This window comes from Aureimonas sp. OT7, from assembly GCF_014844055.1.
In the GTDB taxonomy this organism is placed as follows: Bacteria; Pseudomonadota; Alphaproteobacteria; order Rhizobiales; family Rhizobiaceae; genus Aureimonas; species Aureimonas altamirensis_A.
Map to the genome: position 1 here is coordinate 3,997,252 of NZ_CP062167.1, position 22,862 is coordinate 4,020,113.

Annotated in this window: 24 protein-coding genes and 2 tRNA genes; 14 read left to right on the top strand and 12 right to left on the bottom strand. The window is 66.1% G+C overall.

Annotated elements, in window-relative coordinates; translation table 11 throughout:
* The first annotated feature begins 4 nt into the window (after window positions 1-4).
* The 8 genes from oiaX (at window position 5) to IGS74_RS19170 (ending at window position 8,791) form a co-directional block, all read left to right on the top strand.
* Window positions 5-1,276 carry a 3-oxo-isoapionate-4-phosphate decarboxylase OiaX gene (oiaX, locus tag IGS74_RS19135; protein WP_192388302.1) on the top strand — a complete coding sequence of 424 codons (1,272 nt, stop codon included), beginning with the start codon at window positions 5-7 and terminating at the stop codon, window positions 1,274-1,276.
* A gap of 22 nt (window positions 1,277-1,298) precedes the next feature.
* Window positions 1,299-2,627: a four-carbon acid sugar kinase family protein gene (locus tag IGS74_RS19140; protein WP_192388304.1), complete on the top strand. Its 1,329-nt coding sequence runs from the start codon at window positions 1,299-1,301 to the stop codon at window positions 2,625-2,627.
* Between the two features lie 76 nt (window positions 2,628-2,703).
* Window positions 2,704-4,017 carry an MFS transporter gene (locus IGS74_RS19145; protein WP_039195443.1) on the top strand — a complete coding sequence of 438 codons (1,314 nt, stop codon included), beginning with the start codon at window positions 2,704-2,706 and terminating at the stop codon, window positions 4,015-4,017.
* Between the two features lie 106 nt (window positions 4,018-4,123).
* The gene (locus tag IGS74_RS19150) at window positions 4,124-4,849 is read left to right on the top strand and encodes an FCD domain-containing protein (protein WP_192388306.1); all 726 of its coding nucleotides are present in this window, start codon (window positions 4,124-4,126) and stop codon (window positions 4,847-4,849) included.
* The gene (locus tag IGS74_RS19155; RefSeq protein WP_192388308.1) at window positions 4,846-5,832 is read left to right on the top strand and encodes a C4-dicarboxylate TRAP transporter substrate-binding protein; all 987 of its coding nucleotides are present in this window, start codon (window positions 4,846-4,848) and stop codon (window positions 5,830-5,832) included. Before IGS74_RS19150 ends, IGS74_RS19155 begins: the two co-directional genes overlap by 4 nt.
* Window positions 5,833-5,850: 18 nt before the next feature.
* The gene (locus tag IGS74_RS19160; RefSeq protein WP_192388310.1) at window positions 5,851-6,321 is read left to right on the top strand and encodes a TRAP transporter small permease; all 471 of its coding nucleotides are present in this window, start codon (window positions 5,851-5,853) and stop codon (window positions 6,319-6,321) included.
* A complete protein-coding gene (locus IGS74_RS19165) occupies window positions 6,318-7,592 on the top strand; it encodes a TRAP transporter large permease (RefSeq protein ID WP_039195446.1) in 1,275 nt (424 codons plus the stop codon). The genes IGS74_RS19160 and IGS74_RS19165 overlap by 4 nt, the downstream gene beginning before the upstream one ends.
* 110 nt (window positions 7,593-7,702) lie before the next feature.
* Entirely contained in the window at window positions 7,703-8,791 is a 1,089-nt protein-coding gene (locus IGS74_RS19170) for a linear amide C-N hydrolase (protein WP_206688197.1), read from the top strand.
* On the opposite strand, the gene IGS74_RS19175 is transcribed toward IGS74_RS19170, so the two are convergent.
* From IGS74_RS19175 to IGS74_RS19205, 7 genes are all read right to left on the bottom strand, one after another.
* Entirely contained in the window at window positions 8,788-9,801 is a 1,014-nt protein-coding gene (locus IGS74_RS19175) for an ABC transporter substrate-binding protein (protein WP_192388314.1), read from the bottom strand. The genes IGS74_RS19170 and IGS74_RS19175 overlap by 4 nt on opposite strands.
* Window positions 9,798-10,550: an ABC transporter ATP-binding protein gene (locus IGS74_RS19180; RefSeq protein WP_192388316.1), complete on the bottom strand. Its 753-nt coding sequence runs from the start codon at window positions 10,548-10,550 to the stop codon at window positions 9,798-9,800. Before IGS74_RS19180 ends, IGS74_RS19175 begins: the two co-directional genes overlap by 4 nt.
* Window positions 10,529-11,365 (bottom strand): ABC transporter permease, encoded by an 837-nt coding sequence (locus IGS74_RS19185; protein WP_039195447.1) that lies wholly within the window; start codon window positions 11,363-11,365, stop codon window positions 10,529-10,531. Before IGS74_RS19185 ends, IGS74_RS19180 begins: the two co-directional genes overlap by 22 nt.
* Complete coding sequence (locus IGS74_RS19190; protein WP_192388318.1) at window positions 11,362-12,708, bottom strand: LLM class flavin-dependent oxidoreductase; 1,347 nt, start codon at window positions 12,706-12,708, stop codon at window positions 11,362-11,364. Before IGS74_RS19190 ends, IGS74_RS19185 begins: the two co-directional genes overlap by 4 nt.
* A gap of 120 nt (window positions 12,709-12,828) precedes the next feature.
* Window positions 12,829-13,491 carry an endonuclease III gene (gene nth / locus IGS74_RS19195; protein ID WP_192388320.1) on the bottom strand — a complete coding sequence of 221 codons (663 nt, stop codon included), beginning with the start codon at window positions 13,489-13,491 and terminating at the stop codon, window positions 12,829-12,831.
* A complete protein-coding gene (locus tag IGS74_RS19200) occupies window positions 13,475-13,960 on the bottom strand; it encodes a hypothetical protein (protein ID WP_039195639.1) in 486 nt (161 codons plus the stop codon). Before IGS74_RS19200 ends, nth begins: the two co-directional genes overlap by 17 nt.
* Before the next feature lie 63 nt (window positions 13,961-14,023).
* Window positions 14,024-14,806 (bottom strand): SDR family oxidoreductase, encoded by a 783-nt coding sequence (locus IGS74_RS19205; RefSeq protein ID WP_192388322.1) that lies wholly within the window; start codon window positions 14,804-14,806, stop codon window positions 14,024-14,026.
* A gap of 103 nt (window positions 14,807-14,909) precedes the next feature.
* On the opposite strand from IGS74_RS19205, the gene IGS74_RS19210 reads away from it, so the two are divergent.
* Both IGS74_RS19210 and IGS74_RS19215 read left to right on the top strand, forming a co-directional pair.
* Complete coding sequence (locus tag IGS74_RS19210; protein WP_039195451.1) at window positions 14,910-15,419, top strand: 2,4'-dihydroxyacetophenone dioxygenase family protein; 510 nt, start codon at window positions 14,910-14,912, stop codon at window positions 15,417-15,419.
* The gene (locus IGS74_RS19215) at window positions 15,397-16,173 is read left to right on the top strand and encodes an SDR family oxidoreductase (protein ID WP_192388324.1); all 777 of its coding nucleotides are present in this window, start codon (window positions 15,397-15,399) and stop codon (window positions 16,171-16,173) included. Before IGS74_RS19210 ends, IGS74_RS19215 begins: the two co-directional genes overlap by 23 nt.
* 9 nt (window positions 16,174-16,182) lie before the next feature.
* Here IGS74_RS19215 and poxB read toward each other — a convergent pair whose 3' ends face one another.
* Window positions 16,183-17,913 carry a ubiquinone-dependent pyruvate dehydrogenase gene (poxB, locus tag IGS74_RS19220; protein WP_192388326.1) on the bottom strand — a complete coding sequence of 577 codons (1,731 nt, stop codon included), beginning with the start codon at window positions 17,911-17,913 and terminating at the stop codon, window positions 16,183-16,185.
* Window positions 17,914-18,024: 111 nt separating this feature from the next.
* Window positions 18,025-18,099: transfer RNA gene (locus IGS74_RS19225), tRNA-Thr, on the bottom strand.
* 166 nt (window positions 18,100-18,265) lie between these two features.
* Here IGS74_RS19225 and IGS74_RS19230 point away from each other — a divergent pair.
* A tRNA-Phe gene (locus IGS74_RS19230) sits at window positions 18,266-18,341 on the top strand.
* Between the two features lie 94 nt (window positions 18,342-18,435).
* Here the strand turns inward: IGS74_RS19230 and IGS74_RS19235 are convergent.
* Window positions 18,436-19,173 carry a DUF3750 domain-containing protein gene (locus IGS74_RS19235; RefSeq protein WP_192388328.1) on the bottom strand — a complete coding sequence of 246 codons (738 nt, stop codon included), beginning with the start codon at window positions 19,171-19,173 and terminating at the stop codon, window positions 18,436-18,438.
* Window positions 19,174-19,327: 154 nt separating this feature from the next.
* Here IGS74_RS19235 and IGS74_RS19240 point away from each other — a divergent pair, with 154 nt between their 5' ends.
* Complete coding sequence (locus IGS74_RS19240; protein WP_192388330.1) at window positions 19,328-20,419, top strand: HWE histidine kinase domain-containing protein; 1,092 nt, start codon at window positions 19,328-19,330, stop codon at window positions 20,417-20,419.
* A 15-nt stretch (window positions 20,420-20,434) separates the two neighbouring features.
* Here IGS74_RS19240 and IGS74_RS19245 read toward each other — a convergent pair whose 3' ends face one another.
* The gene (locus IGS74_RS19245) at window positions 20,435-20,785 is read right to left on the bottom strand and encodes a response regulator (protein ID WP_246722730.1); all 351 of its coding nucleotides are present in this window, start codon (window positions 20,783-20,785) and stop codon (window positions 20,435-20,437) included.
* Between the two features lie 140 nt (window positions 20,786-20,925).
* On the opposite strand from IGS74_RS19245, the gene IGS74_RS19250 reads away from it, so the two are divergent.
* Window positions 20,926-21,543: an SH3 domain-containing protein gene (locus IGS74_RS19250; protein WP_192388333.1), complete on the top strand. Its 618-nt coding sequence runs from the start codon at window positions 20,926-20,928 to the stop codon at window positions 21,541-21,543.
* Window positions 21,544-21,581: 38 nt separating this feature from the next.
* Here IGS74_RS19250 and IGS74_RS19255 read toward each other — a convergent pair whose 3' ends face one another.
* On the bottom strand, window positions 21,582-21,842 hold the full coding sequence (locus IGS74_RS19255) for a GlsB/YeaQ/YmgE family stress response membrane protein (RefSeq protein ID WP_039195456.1): 261 nt from the start codon (window positions 21,840-21,842) through the stop codon (window positions 21,582-21,584).
* Between the two features lie 208 nt (window positions 21,843-22,050).
* Between IGS74_RS19255 and IGS74_RS19260 the strand changes: the two genes are divergently transcribed.
* On the top strand, window positions 22,051-22,860 hold the full coding sequence (locus IGS74_RS19260) for a metallophosphoesterase (RefSeq protein WP_192388335.1): 810 nt from the start codon (window positions 22,051-22,053) through the stop codon (window positions 22,858-22,860).
* Window positions 22,861-22,862 lie beyond the last annotated feature (2 nt).

Sequence of the window (22,862 nt, forward strand, 5' to 3'; positions counted from 1 at the left end):
CGCCATGAGCGACAGGATCGTCGTCACCTACCGTATCGAAACGCCGGGCAGCGTCGAAAGGCTCGCCGCCAAGATCGCCAGCGACCAATCCACCGGCACCTTCGTTCCGCTTCCGGGCGAAACGCCCGAGCTGAAGGCGCGCGTGGCAGCCGACGTCGTTGCGGTGCGCGCGCTACCGCCGGTTTCCGAACCGTCCTTCGGGCGCGACCATGCCGATCTGGCTGCGCCGCACGTCTTCAACCGGGGCGAGGCCGACATCGCCTTCCCGCTCGAGGCCGTCGGCACGGACCTTGCCGCCCTGATGACCATCGCGATCGGCGGTGTCTATTCCATCAAGGGGTTCAGCGGCATCCGCATCACCGGGCTGAAGCTGCCGGAGGCCTTCGCCAAGGCATGGCCCGGCCCGCAATTCGGCATCGCAGGCAGCAAGCGGCTAACCGGCGTCGAGGGGCGCCCCATCATCGGCACCATCGTCAAGCCGGCACTCGGGCTTCGGCCGCATGAATCGGCGGCGATGGTAAAGGAGCTGGTGGAGGCCGGAGTGGACTTCATCAAGGACGACGAGAAATTGATGAGCCCGGCCTATTCGTCGCTGGACGAGCGGATCGCCGCCATCATGCCGGTGGTGCTGGACCATGAGCAGAAGACCGGCAAGAAGGTGATGGTTGCCTTCGGCATCACCGCCACCGACCCCGATACCATGATGCGCAACCACGACCGCGTGGTTCAGGCGGGCGGCAACGCCGCCGTGGTCAACATCAACTCCATCGGCATGGGCGCCATGGCGTTCCTGCGCCGCCGGTCGTCCATCGTGCTGCACGCCCATCGCAACGGCTGGGATATCCTGACCCGGCATTCCGGCCTCGGCATGGATTTCTCCGTCTACGAGACCTTCTGGCGGCTGCTCGGCGTCGACCAGTTCCAGATCAACGGCATCGGCGCAAAGTACTGGGAGCCGGACGACAGTTTCATCCGCTCGTTCCGCGCGCTCGACACCGCGCTCTTCAAGCCGGAGGACAGGCCTTTGCCGGTGGTCTGCTCCGGCCAGTGGGGCGGGCAGGCTCCGGCCACCTGGCAGGCCGTGGCCACGACGGACCTTCTTTATCTCTGCGGCGGCGGCGTCGTCAGCCATCCCGGCGGACCGGCCGCCGGGGTCCGCGCGGTCCAGCAGGCCTGGCAGGCCACGGTGGCCGGCATCGACCTCGACACCTACGCCAGAGACCACAGCGAACTCGCACAATCCATCGCCAGATTCGGTTCGGGCGATGGCGCCTGAGCGCACAAGGATAGGCCCGACCATGACTTCTCCCCTGCTGATGACCTGGTATGGCGACGATCTCACCGGCTCGACCGACGTCATGGAGGCGCTGGCGCTGTCCGGTATCGAGGCCGTGCTTTTCCTCGATATCCCGGACCCCGACCAGCGGGCGCGCTTCCCCGGCGTCCGGGCACTCGGCATCGCCGGCACCAGCCGCAGCGAGACACCGGAATGGATGGACGCGAACCTGCCGCCCGCATTCGCCGCGCTGGCCGCCGAAGGCGCCGAGATCTGCCATTACAAGGTCTGCTCGACCTTCGATTCCGCGCCGCATGCCGGCAGCATCGGTCGGGCGCTCGAGCTTGGGCGCAAGGCCTTTGGCGACAGGCCCGTTCCCATCCTCGTCGGCGCGCCGCAGCTGAAGCGCTACACCGCCTTTGCAACGCTGTTCGCGGCCTATCGCGGCGAAGTCTTCCGCATAGACCGCCATCCCGTCATGAGCCGCCATCCGGTGACGCCGATGCACGAGGCCGACCTGATCCGTCATCTCGCCGGGCAGACGACCCTGTCCATTGCCCTCGTCGACCCCGTTGCGCTGACCGGCAATGACCCGGATTCCGCTATCGATACCGCCATCGCGGAGGCGCCGGGCGGCCTGTTCATCGACGTCATGGACCTGCGCGGCCAGGCTGCGGCGGGCATCCAGTTGCGCAGGCTCGCCAGGGCCGGATGCCGGTTCGTCGTCGGCTCGTCCGGCGTGGAATACGCGCTCGCCCATGCCTTCACCGCAGCGGGCGAGGCGTCGGGCGCCGGGCATTTCGATCCGCTGCCGGCGGTGGAACGCCTGTCCGTCGTATCGGGTAGCTGCTCGCCCACCACCGCGCGCCAGATCGCCTATGCGGAGAGCCAGGGCTTCACGGCCATCGCGCTGGACCCCCGTGCCCTCGTCGCCGGCGACGAAGCGGCGGTGGACGCGGTGGCCGCCAGTGCCCATGCGACGCTGGCCGGGGGCGGCAGCGTGATCGTCCATACCGCAATGGGGCCGGAAAGCGATCTTGGCGACGAGATCGCCGAGGCGCCGGGCGCGCGCCACGCCATCGGCCGTGGCCTCGGCCGCCTGCAGGCCGAGCTTGTCCGCCGCGCCGGCCTGACGCGTGCCGTCATCGCCGGTGGCGACACGTCCAGCCACGCGCTGCGCCAGCTTGCGGTCTATGCGCTGACGCCCCGCCTGCCGATGGCGGACACGCCCGGCTCTCCATTGTCTACCGCTTACAGCACCGACCCCGCATTCGATGGGCTGGAGGTGGCCCTGAAAGGCGGGCAGGTCGGCAACGACGACTATTTCGTGCGCATCCGGGACGGCGGCTGACGCGGATACGACAGGCCGGGACGAGGGGACCGGCCCCAAAGACAGTCTTTTTCCTCATTGGGGGGTTCGACACACAATGCAAACGACCAATTCCATCGAGACATCGGCGATCGGCAAGATCACCTGGCGTCTCGTGCCGTTTCTGGGGTTGATGTTCTTCATCAACTTCCTCGACCGCACGGCCATCGGCTTTGCCGGGCCAAACGGCATGACGCAGGATCTGGGGCTGACGGCGGCACAGTTCGGCTTTGCCGCCGGCATCTTCTTCGTCGGCTACATCGCTCTGGAGATCCCCAGCAACCTTGCCTTGCACAAGTTCGGCGCCCGCAAATGGCTGGCCCGCATCATGGTGACCTGGGGCATCGTCTCGCTGCTTTTCACCTTCGTGCAAAGCGCGACGCAGCTTTACTGGCTGCGCTTCCTGCTCGGAGTCGCGGAAGCCGGCTTCTTTCCCGGCGCGATCCTGTTCCTGTCCATGTGGGTGCCGGCGCGCCATCGCGCCAAGGTGCTGGCCGTCTTCTACGTGGCGCAGCCACTGACGACGGTGATCGGCGCGCCCATCGCCTCCGCGCTGATCGAAGCGCATGGCGCCTTCGGCCTCGAGGGATGGCGCATCATGTTCTTCGGCGTCTCCGTACCGGCCATCATCGTCGGCATCATCACCTTCTTCTACCTGCCGGACACGCCGAACGACGCGCGCTGGCTGACGCGGGAAGAGCGGGACTGGCTGAATGGCGAACTCGCAAAGGAAGACAAGGCCAAGGCGGCAAGCCATGGCCGCAATACCGGCAAGGCGCTCATGAGCGGCCGGGTATGGCTGCTGTCGCTGATCTACTTCGGCTTCATCTACGGGCTCTACGCGTTGGGCTTCTTCCTGCCCACCATCATCGGCGGCTTCGAAGCCGATTTCGGCACCAAGTTTTCCGTCATGGAACGCGGCCTCATCACGGCGATCCCCTATCTGCCGGCCGCCATCGCCCTTGTCCTGTGGAGCCGCGATGCCTCCCGCCGGGGCGTGCGCCCCTGGCATATCGGCATTCCCGCCCTTCTGGGCGCGGTATCCATTCCGTTGGCCCTGGCCATGCCGACACCCACCACGACCATCGCAGTCATCACGCTGACGGCCTGCGCCATCTTCTCTGCGCTGCCGAACTTCTGGTCCTTCCCGGCCCGGTTCCTGACCGGGGCGGCGGCTGCCGCCGGCATCGCCCTCATCAACACGATGGGCAACATCGCCGGATTCGCAGCGCCCTACATCACCGGTGCGGTCAAGGACTGGACCGGCGGTTACGCCGTGCCGATGACCATCGTGGGCGGCTTCATGCTGCTGTCCGCCATCCTCTCCTTCGCGGTGCTGTCGCGCCTGGAAGAGCCTCGGAACGGGGCCTGACGACGGTGGGCGATCACGCCGGCCTCACAGAACCGTTGGTTGATCGCCCCTATGCGTAACTGAAATACCCCCCGTGGTCCCATTGTTGGACCACGGGGGAGGCATATTGGGACGGACGACAGCCGTACAAAGCGTGGTCGACACGCTGCGGGCCGAAATAACGGCCAGTCACAGGCCGGGAGACCTGCTCGCCAACGAGCGGGCATTGGCCGAACGATTCGGCGTCGGCCGCAACACCGCGCGCGAGGCGCTGGTAACGCTTCAGGTCTACGGCCTCATCAGGATCACGCGGCGCGGCCCCATGGTGACGGAGCCCGATTTCGACGCCGTCTTCTCCATCTTCAGCCATTACTTCGCCAGCGACCTGCGCACCTGCCGCGATCTCCTGGACATGCGCACCATGCTGGAAACGGGGGTCCTGCCCGCCGCACTCGCCAATGCCGGGCCGGACGACGTCGCGGCCCTGACGGCGATCCTCGATCGGATGGACGCGGCCCTGACGGTGCGGGAAAACGCCGTCGCCGACCATGCCTTCCACGCGCGCATCGTCCAGATGGCGGGCAATACGGTGATCGCCCGGCTCTACGCCGTGATGCGCGATCCCATCATCTTCTACATGGAGATCGGCAAGAACGTGCCCCGGCACGACGCCGCCTCCATGGGCAACCACCGTCGCATGGTGGAGGCCATCGGCCGGCAGGATCTTGCCGGCCTGACAGAGGCGGCGGCCGCCCACTACGCATACAGCCGGGCAGTGCTGGAAGAGACGCTGTCCCGCGAGGCCGTCGCACGAAACCCCACGCAAAACGGCTCGGGAGGCCAACAGACATGACATCGACGCTCAAGCGCCTGGCAGCTTCGCTGCTTGTGGCAGGCCTTGCCCTGTCCATCCACGGGCATGCCGGCGCCCAGGAAGTCACCATCCGCGTCGCCTACGAGAACAATCCCGGCGAGCCGCTGGACCAGGTGATGAAGCACTGGCAGGAGTTGATCGCCGAGCGGTCCGGCGGCGAGATCGCGCTGGAGCTCTACCCGAGCTCGCAGCTCGGCTCCAAGCAGGACGTGACAGACCAGGCCATTATGGGTCTCAACGTCGTCACCATCACCGATGTCGGCTTCCTGGCCGATTACGAGCCGGATGTCGGGGTGCTGTTCGGCCCCTATCTGACCGACGACATGGACAAGCTTTTCGCCATCTATGACGGCGAATGGTTTGCGGAAAAGCGCGAGTCGCTGCGCCAGAAGGGCGTCCACATCGTCATCCCCAACCTGCTCTACGGTACGCGCCACCTGATCTCCAAGCGTCCCGTGCGCACGCCCGAGGATATGCGCGGCCTGAAGGTGCGCGTGCCCAACAACATCATGCAGATCCGCTCCTTCGAGGCGATGGGCGCAACGCCGACGCCGATGCCGCTGGGCGAAACCTTCTCGGCGCTGGCGCAGGGCGTCATCGACGGCGTGGAAAACCCCGTCTCGGTGCTCTACGGCCAGCGCTTCCACGAAGAGGCGAAGTATCTGAACAAGATCGGCTACATCACCAACACGGCGATGTTCGTCGGCGGCGAAGCCTTTTTCTCGACCCTCAGCGAGCCGCATCTGCAGATCGTGCATGAAACCGGCTACGAGGCCGGCCTCTACAGCCAGCAGTTGATGACCTCGCTGGACGACGAGCTGATCGGCAAGATGCAGGCCGAGGGCGTCGAGGTTGTCGAGGTGGATACCGAGCCGTTCCGTGCGCTGACGCAGCCGGTCTACGAAAGCTTCCCCGAATGGTCCGACGGTCTCTACGAAGAGATCCAGGGCCAGCTTCAGTAAGCCGGTGGGTGAAGACCGATGAGATACCTGAAAAGGCCGGTCGACTGGCTGGTCGCATCCGCGCTGCTGGTTCTGGTGGGCATCACCAATTACGGCGTCTTCATGCGCTATGTCATGGGCCAGCCCGTGCACTGGGGTGAAGAGATGAGCGCCATGCTGCTCGTCTGGATCGTGATGGTGGGGGCCATCGCGGCGGAGCGCGATGGCCAGCACCTGACCATATCGATCTTCACCGACCTCCTGCCGGAAGGCGTGCGCCGCGGGCTCGACCTCGCGGTCACGCTGGCCTCCGCGGCGCTTCTCTTCTACCTCGCCTGGCTGGGCTGGCAGTTGGCCATGTCGACGCAGTTCCGCGTCACGGCCATCCTGCGGATTCCGCAGATGTACCTGAACCTCGCTTTGCCCGTCGGCTTTGCCGGCACCGGCATCTACATGCTGCATGCCGCCTATGCCGGCCTGAAGCGGCCCAAGGCAGGAGCGGACCGTTGAGCCTGTCCACCATCATCCTGTTCATGCTGGCGCTGATCGCGCTCAACATGCGGCTTTACCTTGCCATCATCGCGGCAACGCTCTGCTACTTCCTGTTCATCGCACCGTTGCCCCTCGGCATTGCGGTGCAGCGGCTCGTCGGCCCGACGCAGAACGCCTCGCTGCTGGCGATCCCCTTCTTCATCCTGCTCGGCACCCTGATGGCGCATACCGGCATTGCCGAGCGCATGCTGAAGATCGCCGATCTCATCGTCGGGCGGGTGCGCGGCGGCATGGCACTGGCAAACGTGATGCTGTCCACCCTGATGGGCGGGCTCAGCGCATCCAATCTCGCCGACGCCGCCATGACGGCGCGCATGATGGTGCCGGAAATGGAAAAGCGCGGATACGACCGCGCCTTTTCGTCGGCCCTGACGGCGGCGAGTTCGCTGATTACGCCCATCATACCGCCCGGCATCGCGCTCATCATCTATGCGCTTTTGGCGAACGTCTCCGTCGGGCGCATGTTCATGGCCGGCATCCTGCCGGGCCTGCTCCTGGCCGCCCTCCTGATGCTGACGACCTACATCGTGTCGGTGCGCCGCGGCTACAAGCCATCGCGGCAAACGGCGCCGAGCGTACAGGAGGTCGGCTCCACCCTGTTCGGGGCCTGGCCGGCGATCTTCCTGGTCGTGGCGGTCATCGGCGGCATCCGCGCCAATATCTTCACGCCGACGGAGGCCGGCGCCTTCGCGGTGCTGTTCACCATCTTCATCGGCTTCATCGTCTCGCGCGAGATGCGCCTGTCGCATGTGGGCGATGCGCTGGTGGAAACCGGCAAGTCCACCGCGTCGATCATGCTGGTCATCATGGCGTCGTCGGCGCTGGCCTGGGTGTTCTCGCTGGAGCAGGTCGGACAGCAACTGGCCTCGGTCATCACGGCGACGACGAGCAACCCCTGGGTTTTCCTCCTGATCATGAACGGGGTGTTCCTGGGGCTCGGTCTCCTGATCGAGGGCACGGCGCTGATGATCGTGCTGGTTCCGATCCTGCTGCCGACTGTCCTGGAACTGGGTATCGACCCCGTTCACTTCGGCATCGTCATGATCGTCAACCTGTCGATCGGCACGATGACGCCGCCGGTCGGCACGGTGATGCTGGTGGTCTGCAACATCACCAGGGTTTCCGTGGGCGCCTTCACGCGGGAGGCCACCAGCCTCTATGTCGCGCTGCTGGCGGCGCTGCTGCTGGTGACGTTCGTGCCGGCCATCTCGCTTGCGCTGGCGGGGTAGCATCGAAGCGAGGGGGCGGAAGCGCGGACGTTGCCGTCGGCAACCGCTTGGGCCATGATGCTTAAAACCGGTTCGGGTTCGGGCCGGCGCTCCGCCCCCTCTTTCCGGACATGCCGATCATGGCCAATCGTACTCGCGCCCTCCGCTTCCTCCTGACGAGCGGACTGGCGCTCGCCACGCTGGCGGTTCCGCCTGCGGCTTTCGCCTGCACGCGCTTTGTCTATATTGGTGCCGAGGATGCCGTCGTGACCGCGCGTTCGATGGACTGGAAGGCCGAGATCGGAACCAACCTCTACATCCTTCCACGCGGCATCGCGCGCACCGGCGAGGCGGGGGAAAACTCGATTGAGTGGACGGCGAAGTACGGTTCCGTCGTCGCGACGGGCTTCGACGTGTCGACGACCGACGGGGTCAACGAACAGGGGCTCATGGCCAACCTTCTGTGGTTGACGGAATCGGAGTATCCGGCCTTCGACGCTTCGTCCAAACCGGGCCTGACCATCGCCGCATGGGCGCAGTATGCGCTGGACAATTTCGCGACGGTGGCCGAGGCCGTGGAGGTGATGGGCGATCCGCCCTTCACCATCGTCACCGCTTCCGTCCCGGGCGAGGACCGGCTGACGACGCTGCATCTTTCCCTGTCGGATTCGACGGGCGACAGCGCCATCTTCGAATATATCGATGGGCGGCTGGTGGTGCATCACGGGCGCCAATATCAGGTGATGACGAACTCGCCCACCTATGACGAGCAGCTTGCGCTCGCCGCCTACTGGTCGCAGATCGGCGGTACGGTGATGCTGCCGGGCACCAACCGGGCATCGGATCGCTTTGCGCGGGCCGATTTCTACGTCAAGGCAATTCCGCCGGCGGCCCCGCAAAAGGAAACGCTGGCCAGCGTCTTCGGTATCATCCGCAACGCGTCGGTACCGCTGGGTATCTCGACGCCCGACCGGCCTGAAATCTCGTCGACGCGCTGGCGGACGGTCTACGACCACAAGGCGCAGCTGTACTTTTTCGAATCCGCCATGACGCCCAACACGTTCTGGGTCGATCTGAAGGCGGTGGATTTCGCGGAAGGGGCAAAGGTCAAGCGGCTGGACCTCGGCCCGCAGCAGGACCACACGTTTTCAGGCGATGCGACGGCCGACTTCCAGCCGGCCGCGCCATTTCACTTTCTTGGGCTGCACCAGGGCGGCTAGCGCGCCGGCTGAATGCCCGCCGCCTTTTCCAGGCCGAGATCGCGGAACCGGAAGTCGAACTCGTCTTCGGCCTTCAGCGTCTTGCCGGGGAAGGCGCCACCGGCCTGCAGAAGGTCGATCGTCTCCTGTTGAATGGGGACGAGGGCCTGAAGGCCCGGCGCACGGGTTTCATCGCCCTCGCTGATCCACACCTCTTCGGCATCGTCCTGCGACAGCCGCTGGTCCCTGACGAGATAATCGGCAATCCATGTTTCCCGATTGCCGTTCTTCCAGGCGTGGGCGCGATACCAGGCCTCGACGAAATCGGCGATGGCCGCGGCCTGGGCCGGATCGTCCAACGCGGTTTTGGCCGCGTAGAGATATTTAAGGTTGGTTGCGGTTCCCGGCGCGTTGTCGAGGGCTCGCGCCCCCTGCCCCTCCACCGAGGCCAGATAGCGCGCCCGGTCCGGCTGCTTGAGCACGGCGGCGTCGATCTGGCCGCCGCGCAGGGCATCGGCAAACTCCGAAAGACCGAGATTGACCGGCTCGATATCGGCGATGCCCAATCCAGCCGCATCGAGATTGCGCAGGACCGTGGCCTGCTGGGCCGTACCGACATTGATGCCGATGCGCTTGCCCTTCAGGTCCTGAAGCGTCTCGATGCCGCTGCCCGGCGCCGTGGTTAACAGGTTGCCCGGCCCGGAGGTGATAACGGCGCCCACCACGACAACGCCGGCATCGGAATAATGCGCCAGGATGGGCGGCACGTCGCCCACCGCGCCCACCTGGGCGGCGCCGGCGCGGATGGCTTCAAGACGCAGCGGACCGCTGCTGAAATTGGCGTAGGTGACGTCCGCGGCGAGTTTTTCCTGCTCGCCCGACAGCTTGAGAAGGCTGGCGACGTAGTTGGCGTCGTCGGCGATCACGAGGCTCGTGCCGGGCGGCACATCGCGCGGCAGAAGCTGGTCGGCCGACGCTTCGATCGGCAAAAGAAGGGTCGCGGCAAGCAGCAGTCCGGAAAGTCGTTTCATGGGTTCGCACTCCTGTGGGCATGGCCGGCGGGGACGCCGAGTTCGGTGAGGATCCGGTTGCGCGCCTGCAGGAAGGCGTCGGCGGACAGGCGTACGTTGGAGACGTCTTCGTCGTAGGCGATGTGCCCATCGGCGATCATCACGACCCTGTCTGCCAGGCTGAGCGCCTCTTCCACATCGTGGGTCACGAAAAGTACCGCCGGACGATGGCGCGCGCACAGGTCCAGCAGCAGACGCTGCATACGGATCCGCGTCAGCGCGTCGAGCGCGCTGAACGGTTCGTCGGCAAGGATGAGTTCCGGGTCGCGGACAAGCGAGCGCGCCAGCGCAACCCGCTGCTGCTCCCCGCCCGACAGCATCCTCGGCCAGGCATCCTCGCGGCCGGCCAGCCCCACTTCCGCAAGGGCGGCGGAGGCACGCTCGCGGATGCCGGGGCGCCATGCCCCCAGAACGACGTTGTCGACCACGCTCGCCCAGGGCAGCAGACGCGAATCCTGGAACAGAACCGCGCGGCGGCCGGGCACGGAGACCCGTCCCGTTCCTTCCGCGCCGTCGTCCAGTTTCGCCACCGCCCGCAGCAGCGTGCTCTTGCCGCAGCCGCTCTTGCCGAGCAGGGCAACGAACTCTCCGCGCCGTATGGACAGGTCGATGCCGGACAGGACCTCGCGTCCGTCGAAGGCGCGCCGCAGGCGCTGGACGCGGACGACCTCCGGTTCCGGCGACGGGTTCAGGCTATGGAGCTGCGCCATGACAATGCCCTCCTTTCGGCAAGGCGGACGATGGCATCGGAGCCGAACCCCAGCGCGCCGTAGAGCACCAGCCCCACCAGCACCACCTCGGTCTGGCCGTAGATCCGCGCCTGCGTGATCATGAAGCCGATGCCGCTCGTTGCATTGATGGTTTCCACCACCACAAGGGCCGTCCACGAATGGGTGACGGCAAGGCGAAGGCCGGTGAAGAAGCCCGGCAGCGACGCGGGAAACACCACGTGGCGCAGGAAGCGCGCGCGGCTCAGCGATACCGCCTGCCCCAGTTCCACGTAGCGCCGGTCGATGCCGCGCAGGGCGGCATGGGTGTTGATATAGATGGGCACGAGGGTTCCGAGCGCGATGATGCTGATCTTCATCGTTTCGTCGATGCCGAGCCAGATGATGAACAGCGGGATCAGCGCGAGGTTCGGAATGGATCGCTTGACCTGCACCAGCCCGTCGATCAACGCGTCGCCCAGCCGGGTCAGCCCGGCCACGACCGCCAGTGCGAAACCGGCGGCCACGCCGATGCCCAGCCCCAGCCCTGCACGGTGCAGCGAGGCCGCGATATCGCTGGCCAGCGTGCCGCTGGCGACCATGTCGAAGAAGCTGTCCACCACCGCGTCGGGGCCCGGCATCTTGGCCGGCGGCAACCAGCCCGCGCCCGAGGCGACATACCACGCGGCCAGCACCAGCAGCGGCCCTGCCAGCCGTTGCAACGGCCACGGGCGAGGCGGCACAAGGCGTGTAGCCCCGGCCTGCGCCACGACGCGCGGCGCGGGGATCGGACCGGCCTTGTCCACAACGGCGCTCATTCCGCCGCAACCTGCTGCGCGCCGTGCGCACGCCATTCGGGCCGAGGCAGGCCCAGATGCTCGCGCAGAGTGCTGCCCTCGTACTCTTCCCGGAAAAGCCCCTGCCGCTGCAGGATCGGTACGACCGCCTCCACGAAGGCGGACAGGGAGGCCGGAAGCGACGGCGGGATCAGGTTGAAGCCGTCGGCGGCGCCGCCATCAAACCATTCGACGATCGTCGCGGCGACCTGCTCCGGCGTCCCGGTGGCGATGCGGTGCCCGCGCCCCGCGCTTAAGCGCCGCAAGAGCTGGCGAAGCGTCAGATGTTCGTTGTCCGTCAGCCGGTGGACCAGATCGTGCCGGCTCTTCTGGTGGCTGCTTGTCGTCTCCCGGGCGGGGATGCGGACCGCGTCATCCAGATCGTGGCCGGAGAAGTCGATGCCCGTCACGCGCTTCAACTGCGCCAGCCCGTAGGAGGGCAGGGTCAGGTCCTCGAAGGTCTCGCGCCGGGCCCATGCCTCCTCTTCCGTGCCGCCGATGAAGAAGGAAAGGCCAGGCAGGATGTGGACATGCGCGGGGTTGCGGCCGTGCCGCGCGATGCGCGATTTCACGTCGGCATAGAAGCGCCGCGCTTCGTCGAAATCCGGCTGGGCTGTGAAGATCGCTTCGGCGTGCCGGGCGGCAAGCTCCTTGCCTGGCTCGGACGAGCCGGCCTGGAAGATGACCGGCCGCCCCTGCGGCGAACGGGGGATTTCCAGCGGCCCGGCGACGCGGAAGTGCTCCCCCTCATGATGCAGGCGATGGATTCGATCGGGATCGACGAACAGACCGGCCTGCTTGTCCCCGACGATCGCGCCGTCTTCCCAACTGTCCCAAAGGCCCGTCGTGACGCGCAGGAACTCGTCCGCACGGGCATAACGCTCGTCCGGATCGGGATGGCTGCCAAAGCTGAAATTGGCGGAGGCCTCGTCATTGGCGGTCGTCACGACGTTCCACGCGGCGCGCCCCTGGCTCACATGGTCCAGTGTGGCGAAGCGGCGCGCGAGGCCATAGGGGTCGTTGTAGGTGGTGGAGGCCGTCGCCACCAGCCCGATGCGGCTGGTCACGCCCGACAGGGCGGCAATCAGCGTGAAGGGGTCCAGGCTGTCCCAGGGGCGGTCCTGCGGCCTGTCCTTCAGCACCGGGTGGTCTGCAAAGAAGATCGCGTCCAGTTTGCCCGCCTCGGCTATGCGGGCCAACCGGCGATAGTGCTCGATGTCGGTAACGGCGCGGACGTCCGTCTCCGGCAAGCGCCATGCGGCCTCGTGCTGGCCGACATTGCGCAGGAATGCGTTGAGATGAAGCTGGCGGCGTCGAGCGGACATCTGTCCCTCCAATTTCTGGATACGCCCTATAAGTCTATAAATTTTGTATATTTATAAGCGACGCTTTTGCGCATTTGGGCTGCTCTGAGGAAATTCTGTTCCAGCGTGCCGGGCCTTGCGCTAATTGGCACGCCGCCACAGGCACAGATCCGCCAGGAAGCAGGTTGGGCATTCCGGCGCACGGGCGTGGCACACCGCCTTGCCGAACTGGATCAGCCAGAAATGCCCGTCCCGCAGTGCCCAGCGGGGCGCCCGCGCCGCAAGCTCGTCGGCCGTGCAGTCGGCAGTTGGGGCGCGGGTCAGGCCGAGCCGGTTGGCGACGCGAAAGACATGGGTATCGACGGCGATCACAGGCCGGTCGTAGACGAAGGACAGCATGATGTCGGCGCATTTACGCCCGACGCCGGGCAGCGCCGTCAGCCCGTCGCGCGTTGTCGGCACGGCCCCGCCATGCCTGTCCAGCAGGGCCGCTGCCATGCGCAGGATGTTGCGTGCCTTGGCATTGTAGAGGCCGCAGGGGCGGATCGCTCTAGCGATCACGGCCTCGTCCAGCGCCAGCGTCGCCTGCGGCGTATCGGCAAGGCGAAACAGGGCATCGGCAGCCAGCCGCGTGTTGGCGTCGCGGCTTTGCGCCGACAGCATGCAGGCCACCAAAGCGCGAAACGGGTCCGCTTCGCCCTTCGGCCCCTTGGCGCCCTCGACCCGCCCCGGCATATGTGCCCGCAGCCGGCGGAAGCAGTCCTGTACTTCCGCCGAAGGCAGACGTTCAGAGTGCGCCTTCATCGTCCTTCTCGGGCGGGTCGTTCACCTGTCGCTCGGCGCTGACGCTCAGCAGTTGATAAGCCCCGAGCCCGACGAACAGCAGCATGCCGACAAACAGAAGGATGGTCGGGTAGATCATGCGGGAGAAGTCTTCCTTGCCTGCCTGGAATACCGTGACGACCGCCTCCAGCAGCACCGCGATGACGATGGTGGAGATGAATTTGGTCAGGCTGCGGCGCGCCTCGGCGGCCTGCCGCATCTCGCGGCCCCGGATCGCCTCCTCCTCGAGCAGGTATTTGCCGACATCGAAGACGGCGATGGCGATGACCGTGTAGCCGACGGCTTCAAGCAATGCCGGCCCGACATCCTGGTCGGGCACGGTCCAGCTTTGCCAGACATCCGCCAGCGCATAGGCGATCAACCCGCCGGCGAGCAGCATGAGAACGATGCTTGCAACGCCGAATGCAGCGCGCGTCAGAAACTCGAACAAGGGATCCACCCGGAAATGCGTGGCAACGCGAGGTAAGTGCGCGCCGCGCGTCGCTTGGCAAGGTCAGACGATGCCCGGATAGGTGCCGCCATCGATCAGCAAGCTCTGACCGGTAATATAGCCGGCCTGCGCCGAGCACAGGAAGGCGCAGGCCGCGCCGAATTCTTCCGGCGTGCCGAAACGGCCTGCCGGAATGCCCTTACGGCGCTCTTCCGCCAATTGCGCCTTATCGACGCCGCGTGCCGCGCTCTCCCGCTCCATCGAGCCGTTCAGCCTGTCGGTATCGAAGGCGCCGGGCAGCAGGAAGTTGATGGTCACGTTGGCCCCCGCCACCTGCCGCGCCACGCCGCCCAGAAAGCCTGTCAGGCCGGCGCGTGCTCCGCTCGACAGGTCCAGCATGGGAAGCGGCATCTTCACCGAGGCGGAGGTAATGTTGACGATGCGCCCGAACCGCCGTTCCACCATGCCGTTGATGACGCGCTGCACGAGGTCGACCGGCGCGATCATGTTGGCCTGCAGTCCGGCCAGCATCGCCGCCTCGTCCACCTGCCGGAAATCGCGCAGGGGTGGGCCGCCATTATTGTTGACGAGAATGTCGACCGCACCGCCGGCAGCCGCAACCAGCTCGGCCCGCAGGCCGGCATCGTCCAGATTGCCGCCGATGGCCACGATGTCGGCTCCCGTCTCGTCGGCGATGGCGCGCGCCACGGGCCCGATCGATTCGGGCGTGCGGCCGTTCATCACCACGCGCGCACCCTCGTGCGCCAGCGCCGTTGCGCAGGCCCGGCCAAGGCCCCGGCTCGATGCGCAGACGATGGCCGTACGGCCGGCAATTCCAAGATCCATGAGACGGTCCCCTTCCCTCGTTGCAACCATTGATCGTAAGTTCGACTTGGGAATCAAGCCGGCTCCAGCCGGCACCATCCGCGCCGAGGGAGGGAAAGCGAGGATGAGCAGCAGCTTCTATCGCGATATGAAGGGCACGACGCACCGGCTTGCCCCGCACGAGATCGTCGTGCCGGCGGTGCCGGACGACGAGCGCGTCTGGGTGCCGCAGGCGCCGGACGTCTGGTTTCGTCCATTGATGCTGAACACGCTGGCCGGGCAATGGTGCAACCTGTTGCGCGTGCGCAAGTCGGGCATCCTGTCGCGGCATCTTCACCCCAACCCCGTGCATGGCTTCGTGCTGAAGGGCAGATGGCACTACCTGGAGCATGACTGGGTAGCCACGGAGGGCTCCTACGTCATGGAGCCGCCGGGCGAGATCCACACGCTGACGGTGCCGGAAGACGTGCCGGAAATGATCACATTCTTCAACATCACCGGCTGCATGGTCTATCTGGACCAGGACGACCGGCATGTCGGCTTCGAGGACGTCTTCACCAAGATCGACATGTGTCGCGCCCATTACGAAAAGGTCGGCCTGGGGAGCGACTATGTCGACCAGTTCGTCCGCTGAGGCCCTGCGCGCGGCGCATGGCTGGGCCTCCGGCTGGGCCGGCGGGCGGCATGTGCTCGTATCCGGCGGCACGTCCGGCATCGGCGCCGCGATTGCCCGGGCCTTCCTGTCGGCCGGCGCGCACGTCACCTGCACCGGCGCGGGCGCGGCCGACATTGCCCGCGCCACCGCCGATCCGGCATTGCAAGGAGCCGACCTGAAGGCGCTCGACGTGCGCGACAAGGATGCCGTCGCCGCCTTCTTCGTCGGGCTCGATGCCCTGGACATCCTGGTCAATTGCGCGGGCGTCATCCGGCGTGGCGCGGAGCTGGACCCCGAAATCTTCGCCGAGGTGGTGGACATCAACCTCAATGGCAGCATGCGGATGGCGGCCGGTGCGCGGCCGCTTCTGGCCCGGCAGGGCGGGTCCATCGTCAATACCGCATCGATGCTGTCCTTCTTCGGCGGCGGGCTGGTGCCGGGCTATTCGGCCAGCAAGGGCGGCATCGCCCAGTTGACGCGCTCGCTCGCCATCGCCTACGCGCCGGATGCGATCCGTGTGAACGCGATTGCCCCGGGCTGGATCCGCACGCCCCTGACCGAGGGGCTGACCGCCGACAAGGCGCGCAGCGCCGCAATCGAGCAGCGCACCCCGCTTGGGCGCTGGGGCGAGCCGGAAGATCTCGTCGGCGGCGTCTTCTACCTCGCCTCGCCCCTCGCCGCCTATGTCACGGGCACGATCCTGCCCATCGACGGCGGCTATCTCTGCGTCTGAGCGGCAGGCTTACCGCCGGCGCAGAAGATTGGCGGCGGCCAGTTCCAGCACCTCGTCGCCGCGCCCGCTCAGCACGGCCTTCAGCGCATAAAGGCTGAACCCCTTTGCCTGCTCCGCCTTGATCTTCGGCGGGATCACCAGCTCCTGCGGCTCGATGGGCACGTCCACCAGCACCGGCCCGGGGTGGGCGAGGGCTTCCGCAAGGATGCTCTCCAGCGAGGCCGAATCGCGCACGCGAAGCCCGCGTATGCCCACCGCCTCGGCCAGCGCCGCGAAGTCGGCCCCGTGCAGCGACGTGTTGGCATCGAGATATCCCGCCGCCTTCATCTCCATTGCCACGAAGCCGAGCTGACCGTTGTTGAACAGGATGATCTTTACCGGCAGGTCGTGCTGCGACAGTGTCAACACGTCGCCCATCAGCATGGTGAAGCCACCGTCACCCGACAGGGAGATCACCTGCCGGTCGGGAAAGGCCGCCTGCGCGCCGATGGCCTGCGGCATGGCGTTAGCCATGGAGCCATGGTTGAACGAGCCGATCAGCCGCCTTTTGCCGTTCATGCGCAGATAGCGCGCCGCCCAGACGACGGGCGTTCCCACATCGGCGGTGAAGATGGCGTCGTCGGCGGCCAGCCGGTCCAGCACCTTGGTGACGTATTGTGGATGCAGCGGCTTGCCCGCCGGTGCCGCCGTCGCCAGATCGTCGAGCCCTTCGCGGGCCTTCCGGTAATGGGCTTTGGCCGAGTCGAGAAAAGCCGCATCGCGATGCGGCTCGATCATGCCGCGCAGGCGCCGAGCCGTCTCGCCCACATCGCCCAGCACCGCGACGTCGAGCGGTACGCGGCGGCCGAGAGCCTGCGGGTCGATATCGACCTGGCCGATCCGGGCGTCCGTCGGATAGAAGTTGCGGTAGGGGAAATCCGTCCCGAGCATCAGCAGCGCGTCGCATTCCATCATGGCGTGATAGCCGGAGGAAAAGCCGATCAGCCCCGTCATGCCGACATCGTACGGATTATCCCATTCGATATGCTCCTTGCCGCGAAAGGCATGGACGATGGGCGCCTGCAGTGCCTCGGCCAGGGCGACGACGTCCGAATGCGCGCCGGCGCAGCCGCTGCCGCACAGAAGGGTCACGGCAGGAGCTGCGTTGAGCATCAGCGCCAGCCGGCGCAAGGTCGCCTCGTCGGGCGTTGCCACCGGAGGCTCCATCGCGGCGAAGGGCGGCGTGCGGCCGCCGGCTGCGGGTTTAAGGGAGACATCGCCCGGCAGCACGATCACCGCGACGCCGCGCTGGCCGATGGCCGCGCGCATGGCCCGGTGCAGGACTTCCGGCATCTGGCGCGGGTCGGTGACCAGTTCGACATAGTGGCTGCACTCGCGGAAGAGGTCGGTCGGATGCGTTTCCTGGAAGTAGTTCAGCCCGATCTCCGAGGACGGGATATGCGAGGCGATGGCCAGCACCGGCACCCGGTTGCGGTGGCAATCGTAGAGGCCGTTGATCAGATGGAGATTGCCAGGCCCGCAGCTGCCGGCGCACACGGCCAGCTTGCCCGTGGCGTGGGCCTCCGCGCCGGCGGCGAACGCGCCCGCCTCTTCATTGCGGACATGCATCCATGCAATGGATCCGATTCGCTGCAGGCTGTCGTTGATGGCGTTCAGGCTGTCGCCCGTAACGCCCCAGATGCGCGACACCCCTGCCGATACCAGCGTTTCGACCACGAGGTCCGCTATAGACTTGGCCATGATGCACCCTCCTTCATGGGAATGAGGGAGGAACTGGCGCGCCATGGAAAGATGAAAAGCCTCGCGGCGTGTCGGTTTCACCCGTCAGGCATGCAGAAGTGGAATAACAGATGGTGCTGCGAGAGAGGATTGAACTCTCGACCTCTCCCTTACCAAGGGAGTGCTCTACCACTGAGCTACCGCAGCCGCTGTCGACGGCGGCTCTATTACACAGCCCGGCGTCTTGCGCAAGGCGCTGTCGCCAAGAATGCGTCGGGCATGCAAAAGGGGCTGGACAGCCCGATATGCGTCACCTATAAGCCGCCCATCCTGAAGAGGGGTCGTCGCACAAGACACCTCGCAATCGGGGCATGCCTAGGTAGCTCAGTTGGTAGAGCATGCGACTGAAAATCGCAGTGTCGGCGGTTCGATCCCGTCCCTAGGCACCACCACCCACCGCAGTTCAAGTATCGCTTGCCTGACCGCTATCCACGATTGCGGACGGTGGTTTCAAACGCCGTTTTGAAGGGGCGGCCGGACGGGTCACCGCAGCGAGATCGTGCCGACACCCGGCAGTTTCACCCCCAATCGCCTGAAATCGAGCCCGGCCACTAGGCCGAGAATATTGACCTCGAACCCGCTGGCCAGGCCGACGGTAATGCCGGCATAGCCGCCGAGAGAGGCGCGAAAGTCGCGTCCGTCCGGCGTCGGGCCGAAGCGGCCCCATCCCGGCGCATAATCGCGGCCGACCGCATGCGGCGGAAGCCGCCCGCCGAAGTCCGGGACGGCATCCAGGACGTAGGCCACGAAACTGTTCGAGTTCGGCCCCGGCCATATGTGATAGCCGCCGGCCTGCGCGTAGGGATAGGCGGCGATCGCCGCATCGAACTGCGGCAGCAAGGCCGCCGCGGCCTGTCCTTCGACCGCGTGAACGATGAAGGGTTCGTTCGAGTACCAGTAGCCGTCGGCGTCGCGGTGGTTGCGCCGCACCGGCTGGCCCCAGCCAACCTTGTCATACCGCTCGTAGCGCGCCTCGCCCGGCCGCTTCAGCACGATCCAGCTATGCAGCGAAATCGCCCCCTTCATGCCGCCGGTCCGCGCCGCCAGGATATAGACGGCCGCCTTCTCCCTGTCCGCCGGCGGCAGTGTGCCGGCCGACGTCCAGACGGCGCGGTTCCATTGCGAGGGCCGCTCCGTCAAGGCCCACCAGACCGAACTGGCCAGCACCGGTATCAGGAAGAAGATCGCGAATGCCGCGATAAGGCTGCGCGTCAGCGTCATGCGGCACTGGCCCTTTCGATATGACGTTGCATAGCCACGACCGGATTGCTTTCATGGTTCTGTTTGCAACTTCGGATATGCATTTTAATCAAAGATAGTTCTTTCGACGGAGGCGAGCATCCTGGGCGAACCGGCATCTTATGCGGATAGCGAGGTGGCGAGGCTCGCCGCGCTCGAATCCTATGCGATTCTGGATACGCCCCCCGAGCCTGACTTCGACGAAATCGCCGCCATCGCTGCGGAGTTGTGCGAAGCCCCCGCCGCCCTCGTCAATCTGGTCGCGGCCGAACGCCAGTTCACCAAGGCGGCAGTCGGCCTGGCCGGCGCGACGGCTGCTTCGGTCCTGCCCTTCTGCCGCCATACGGTACGCCATGACGGCTTCCTTCAGATTTCCGACACGGCGGCCGATCCGCGTTTCCGCAACCATCCGGCCGTGACGGAGATGCTCGCGATCCGCTTCTATGCCGGCGCCGTGATGCGTACCCCGGCCGGCTATCCGATCGGCACGATCTGCGTGCTCGACACCGTGCCCCGCAGCTTGAGCGACCATCAGGTCCGCAGCCTGCAGCTTCTGGCGCGCCAGGCCATGGCCCAGATCGAGATGCGCAAGCTCATTGCCGAGCGTGACGCCAGCATCGACGACCTGCGCGAGGCCAACCAACGCCGCCTCGTGCTGGCGCACGAACTGTCGCACCGCATGAAGAACACCCTGGCGGTGGTGCAATCCATCGTCGGTCAGACATTTCGTATTTCGTCCAACCTGGAAGAGGCCCGCGAGGCCATTTCCGCGCGGCTGGCCGCCCTTGCGCGCGCCCAGGACCTTCTGATCGGATCCGTGTCGGCCAGCACGCCCATCGCCGACACCATCGCGTCCGCGCTTGTGCCGCATCGGGAAAGCAACGACAGGATCAGCGTGTCCGGCCCTGTCGCCTATCTGAACCAGCAGCAGACGCTGGGCCTGACGCTGGCAATCCACGAACTGGCGACGAATGCGTGGAAATACGGTTCCCTGGCAAGCCCGGCCGGGCGTGTCGATATCGTGTGGGCACTCGGCCATGAAAGGGAGTTCACCTTTCATTGGCTGGAGTCGGGCGGGCCGCCGGCCTCGGCACCGGTGCGGCGCGGCTTCGGATCCCGGCTTCTGGAACGGGTCGTCGCCGGCTATTTTTCCGGAACGGCGCAATTGACCTTCGCGCCGGCCGGCGCGGAGTTCCAGATGCGCGGTACGCTGGATGAAATCGACTGACCGAATGGTCCTCGTCTATTGCACCGCAAGGACCAGGAGGTCCTCGTAGCGATAGGGCTTTGTCAGGAATACGGCGCCGTCGGGCAGAGCTGCCCGCTCGGGATGTTGCCGGCCCGACAGGATGACGATGCGCGTTGCCTCGCATTCCCTGTGAAGGCGGTGTGCAAGGTCGAGCCCATCCAGTTCGCCAGGCATGTTGACATCGGTATAGACGATGTCGAACCGCTCGCCGGCCTCTATGAGGCGCCATGCGTCGTCCGCGGTGCCCGCTTCGCGGACATCCAACCCGTTGTCGGACAGGAAATCCACCAGAGCCATGCGGACCATGGGCTCGTCTTCGACGACCAATGCCAGCAATTCATGCACCAATTCGATATGCCGTTCGACGAAAATATAGGTCAGCGGCTGAGGGAGTAAAGATTCGTAACCGGGCGAAGCTATAGACGAGTGAGAACGCAGATGGAACTGCATCGGCATGGCCGATCGAGACTCTATGGAGCGCGACAATGGCGACGGGCAAACGCAGGCGCAGACCGGCAAGCAAGAAATCGGGTATCGGACCGGGCTGGTGGCTGGCGGGCCTGCTCGGCGTGGGCTGGATCGTCCATGGGTCGAACCCCGCCCTCATGACGGGGCTGTACGACAGGGTCTCGACCCTGACCGGCCTGACCGAGCAGAAAACCGCACCCACGCGCACGGCACCCGTGACGCGCACGACTGCAGCGCAGCCGGCTGCGACAGCGCCGCGCCCGACGGCGTCGACGCCGACGCCCGAACGCAGGGCAGCCGTGGCGTCCATCGCCAAGCCGGCCACGCCCGCGACACGACCGTCGGTCGCAAGCCGACCGGTTCTGAAAAGCGGGCAGCTTCGCCTCCTGTCGGAGCCGAAGGACGGCTCGACCGTCCGCGCGACCGTGGAGCCGGGCAAGGTGTTGCGGATCGTTGAAAGCAAGGGAGAGTGGCGCCGCGTGGAAGCCGGGATATTCACCGGCTGGGTCCGTGCGGCCAGCCTCGGCCGGACTGCACCGGCCGCGATGCCGACGGCCATGCGGCCGCCGTCCATGCAGGTGGAGCGGGCGGACCGCCGCATCGTGCCGCCCGCTTCGGTCAGCGGGCGGAACTGACGGCGGGAGACGGCCAACGCCGCTCCCGCCTGTCGATGTCAGCTACGGACGCTATTGCCCCGAAGCGCGCGCGCTATCGCTATGAGAATGCAGGCTCCGATGAAGCCCGCGACCAGATAGCCGAGCCAGCCGCCGAACGATACGCCCAGCAGCCCGAACAGGAAGCTTGCCACCGAAGCGCCGATGATACCCAGTATGATATTCATGAAGACGCCGGTGTCGCTCTTCATGAAGATCGTCGCCAACCATCCCGCAATGCCACCGATGATGATGGCCGCAATCCAACCTACGCCGTCCATAACTCGTCTCCTGAAACACGGTCTATGCGATGGAAGGTGAAGCGGCACACCGTTCGGTCAAGCAGGTCCGGTGAAAAAACGCCGCCCCAGGCGCACAACGGCTTCGGGGCGGCATTTTTTGCAGCCATGCGGCTTTGTGGCCTCTTTTCACGTATGGTCGCCCAATGGCGACTCGCAACGCCCGAATGACCACCCAGGATTGCACCGCATGAAAAGCCTGTCCCGGCTGCTCGGCTCCCACCGACCGGAACGTCGCCCGCTGAAACGCATCGCGTTGCCCGAGCCGACAGGCCCGGTCTACGCCGTCGGCGACGTCCACGGGTGCCTCGACGCGTTGGTGGCATTGGAAGACGAGATCTTCGCCGATGCCGCCCACTTTCCGGAGCCGCGCCTGCTGATCATGCTGGGCGACTATGTCGACCGGGGCCCGGCCTCCGCCCACATTATCGACCATCTCATGCAGCCGATGCCGAATGGCTTTACCCGCCTGTGCCTGGCGGGCAACCACGAGTTGGTCATGCTCGATTATCTCGAGGGGCGCGGCAGCCTGGAGGACTGGCTGCGGTACGGCGCGGAGGAAACGCTCGCTTCCTATGGCGTCGACACGGCCTACATCGCGGCATTGGGGCACGGTAATGCCGAACGGGACATGCTGATCCGTCAGGCGATTCCCGTTGCACATCTGCAGTTCCTGCGCCAGTTGGCGATCGTCGTCGAAATGCCGGGCTTCGCCTTCGTCCACGCCGGGATCATGCCCGACATGCCGCTGGACCGCCAATCCGACTGGCAACTGGCCACGGTGCGCAAGTCTTTCGAGGACAAGGCCCATCTGGCGGGGCGCGTCGTGGTGCACGGTCATACGCCGGTGGAGCAGCCCCTGCATGTGAAAGGCCGCGTCAATCTGGATACCGGCGCCTGCTTCACCGGTCGGCTGACGGGGCTCCGGCTATGGCACAATACCGGCCGCTTCCTGTCCAACCGGCCGGACGGCAGTGTGCGCCCGGCGCTCAGGGCCTGACG